The organism is Caballeronia sp., assembly GCF_049581465.1.
GTDB lineage: Bacteria > Pseudomonadota > Gammaproteobacteria > Burkholderiales > Burkholderiaceae > Caballeronia.
In genome coordinates, this window is record NZ_JBAUSA010001065.1 from 1 (window position 1) to 4,019 (window position 4,019).

Below are 4,019 nucleotides of genomic sequence, written 5' to 3' on the forward strand. Positions count from 1 at the left end.
CCAGGGCGCGCGCGTATTCAACCGGCATCAATCGGCGCCCGGAGGCAGCACGCTCGCGACGCAGATCGAGAAATTCCGACACTCGCCGGATGGCCGCACGTCGACCCCGCCAGAAAAGCTGCGGCAAATCGCTTCGGCGTCGGTGCGTGCGTATCTGAACGGACCGCAGACAATGCCCGCGCGTCGCCAGATTGTCGTTCACTACCTGAACTCGGTGCCTCTGGCGGCGCAGCCTGGCGTCGGGGAGATCAGCGGCATTGGCGACGGTCTCGCGGCGTGGTACGGGCGCGATTTCGACGAGGTCAATCGCATCCTGATAGCGCCGACGTCCGACGATAATCTCGCGGCGCAAGGGCTAGCGTTCAGGCAGATGCTGTCGCTGATGATTGCGCAACGCGCGCCCTCGCATTTCCTGCGTCGTGGAGATCCGGATCTTGATCGCCTGACCGACAGTTATCTACGCCTGCTTGCAACCGGCGGGATCATTTCGGCATCGCTGCGCGATGCGGCGCTAAGTGCACACGTCGAATTGAATCGAGTACCGGCCACGCACGCAGTCGAGTCGTTCGTCATGCGTAAGGCTGTCACGTCCATGCGCTCGCATCTGCTGGCGGCGCTCGGCGTATCGAACTTCTACGACCTCGACCGGCTCGATCTGCAGGCAACGGGTACGCTCAACAACGCTGTTCAGCAGGCAGTCGCCGAAAGGCTCGCTAGCGCGGCCACTCGAGAGGGTGCTCAGGCAGCGGGACTGTACGGATTCGAGATGTTGCGCACGCAAGACGATCCATCGAAGATCGCCTACAGCTTCACGCTGTTCGAACGACGCGACGGTGCAAACCTGATGCGGGTGCAAACCGATAGCGTCAACGAGCCATTCGACATCAACCAGGGGGCGCGCCTGAATCTCGGCTCGACGGCCAAGCTGCGCGCGATCATTACGTATCTGCAGATCGTGTCCGACCTGCATGCGCGCTATGCGTCCCTCAGTGCGGTGGAGTTGCGCAGCGTCAGGCCCGATCCGCAGGATGTGATCACGCGATGGGCACTGGACGATCTCGCGCACACGCAGGATCGCTCGCTACAGGCCATGCTCGATGCAGCGGTCGAACGCAAGTATTCCGCCAATCCGGGGGTGACGTTCTTCACAGGCGGTGGCGCGCAGGCGTTCAACAATTTTGATTCCAGCGACAACAGTCGCATCTTGACGGTGCATCGCGCGTTCCAGCATTCAGTGAATCTCGTGTTCGTGCGCTTGATGCGTGACATCGTGCGCTACGAGATGATCCAGACGTCGGGGCCACCGTCGCAATGGCTCGATGATCCGGCTGCGCGACAGCGCTACCTGACGCACTTTGCCGATCAGGAAAGCCTCGTCTACATGAAGCGCTTCTACGCGAAGTATCACGGCAAGACTCCCGATGATGCGCTGGCGACCATGCTGCACGGCGTGCGCAAGTCGCCGCCGAAGATCGCGACAGTACTGCGCAGTGTCGCGCCCAATGCATCGCAGGCGTGGTTCGACGCCCAGATGCGCGTGGCATTGAAAGGCACGCCTGCTGCATCGCTGTCCGATGACGATCTTGCGAAGCTCTATGCGAAGTACGGCATCGACCGATTCAACCTGAACGACCGCGGTTATATTGCGAGTGTCCATCCGCTCGCTTTATGGACGGTCAATTATCTGCGTGAACATCCGGATGCGACCATCGACCAGATACAGAATGCGAGCAGCGATGTGCGCATGACTGCCTATTCGTGGCTCTTCAAGACGCGTTATCACGCGACGCAGGATCGACGGATCAAACGGATGGTCGAGCTCAAGGCGTACGACGCGATCGGCAAGTCGTGGCGGGCGCTGGGGTATCCGTTTGCGACAGTCACACCGTCCTATGCCGCGGCGATCGGTGCATCGGGCGACAGGCCCGCTTCGCTCGCGCAACTGATGGGCGTGATCGCGAACGGTGGCAACAAGGTGCCGACCGAGAGCATCGCGCAAGTGGACTTCGCGCAAGATACGCCCTACGAAACTCATTTCACGCGTGCCTCCGTGGCGCCGCAGGCCATGGTGTCGCCGGAGATCGTCAATGTGGTGCGTGGGCTGTTGCACGATGTCGTGCAGGGAGGCACCGCGAAGCGTCTTGCAGAGGGCATGACGTTCCCTGACGGAAAGGCGCTCGACGTGTATGGCAAGACGGGCACGGGCGACCAGCGCTTTGACGTGTTTGCGCCAGGCGCGCGGCTGATCGAGTCGCGCAAGGTCAACCGGACTGCAACCTTCGTGTTTGTGGTCGGCGACCGCTTCTTTGGAGTGCTGACCGCCTACGTTCACGAGCCGTACGCGGCTCGTTACGATTTTACGAGTGCGCTGGCCGTGCAATTGCTGAAGTCACTCGCGCCGGCGCTGCAACCATTGGTTGATGGCAAGGACCGTTCGGTGACTGTGGTTTCAACGGCGGGGTGACGATAGCCGGGGTGTGAGGACAGTACTGCTTACGATGAGTGTGAAGCGCGGGCGGTACTACTTACAATGAGTATGGGGCAAGGTTTGAGTCCTTCTGCTCACGCCAACACTCACCGTGTGCAGAATCCCTCGAACCTCACCCCCCACTCGCCCCCCAAAGCCGGTCGCCGGCTTCAAGGAGCAACTCATCTCAACCCTGACCAGCCGCCAACGCCGCGTTCAGCGTCTTGCTTGGCCGCATCACGATGTCCAGCTTGTCGAGGTCGGGCTTGTAATAGCCGCCGATGTCTGCCGGATTTCCTTGCACCGCCGACAACTCGGCCACGATGGTCTCCTCGTTGTCGGTCAGTCGCTTGGCCAGCGGCGCGAACTGTGCAGCCAGGGCCGCGTCTTCGGTTTGCGCCGCCAGTTCCTGGGCCCAGTACAGTGCGAGGTAGAACTGGCTGCCGCGGTTGTCCAGTTGCCCGGTCTTGGGCGACGGATTCTTGTTGTTGTCCAGCAGCTTGCCTGTAGCGGCATCCAGCGTCTTGGCCAGGATCTTGGCCTTGGCATTACCTGTCTTGATGCCCAGGTCTTCCAGCGACACCGCCAGCGCTAGGAATTCACCCAGCGAATCCCAACGCAGGTGGTTTTCTTCCACCAGTTGCTTGACGTGCTTGGGAGCCGAGCCGCCCGCGCCGGTTTCATACATGCCGCCGCCCGCCATCAGCGGGACGATGGAGAGCATCTTGGCGCTGGTGCCCAGTTCCATGATGGGGAACAGGTCGGTGAGGTAGTCGCGCAGGATGTTGCCTGTGACCGAAATGGTGTCCAGGCCGCGGATGACGCGCTCCAGCGTATAACGCATGGCGCGCACCTGCGACATGATCTGGATATCCAGGCCGGTGGTGTCGTGGTCCTTGAGGTAGGTCTCGACCTTCTTGATCACTTCAGCTTCGTGCGGACGGTACGGGTCCAGCCAGAAGATGGCCGGCATGCCCGAGTTGCGGGCGCGGGTAACGGCCAGCTTGACCCAGTCGCGAATCGGCGCGTCCTTGACCTGGCACATGCGCCAGATGTCGCCTTCTTCCACGTTTTGCACGAGTAGCACTTCGCCCGTGGCAAGATCGACGATACGGGCTTCGCCCGCTTCGGTGACTTCAAAGGTCTTGTCGTGCGAGCCGTATTCTTCGGCCTGCTGGGCCATCAGCCCGACATTGGGCACGGTGCCCATGGTGACGGGGTCGAAGTTGCCGTTGGTCTTGCAGAAGTTGATGATCTCCTGATAGATGCGGGCGAACGTGCTCTCCGGGATCACCGCCTTGGTGTCCTTCGGACGGCCGTCGGCTCCCCACATCTTGCCGCCGATGCGGATCATGGCCGGCATCGAGGCGTCCACGATCACGTCGTTGGGCGCGTGCAGGTTGGAGATGCCCTTGGCCGAGTCCACCATCGCCAGTTCCGGGCGATGCTCGTGGCAGGCGTGCATGTCGCGGATGATCTCTTCATGCTTGGAGGTGGGCAGGGTTTGCAGCTTGTCGTACAGGTTGACCAGGCCGTTGTTGACGTTCACACC

2 protein-coding genes are annotated in these 4,019 nt (G+C 61.5%); one reads left to right on the plus strand and one right to left on the minus strand.

The features are described 5' to 3' along the window. Positions 1-2,464: penicillin-binding transpeptidase domain-containing protein (locus tag WCA53_RS26100; protein WP_423917290.1), on the plus strand; the 2,464-nt coding region annotated here is incomplete at its 5' end. A 190-nt stretch (positions 2,465-2,654) separates the two neighbouring features. On the opposite strand, the gene WCA53_RS26105 is transcribed toward WCA53_RS26100, so the two are convergent. Beyond that, positions 2,655-4,019, minus strand: a 1,365-nt coding sequence (locus tag WCA53_RS26105) for an NADP-dependent isocitrate dehydrogenase (RefSeq protein WP_423917293.1), incomplete at its 5' end; no start/stop codon positions are given.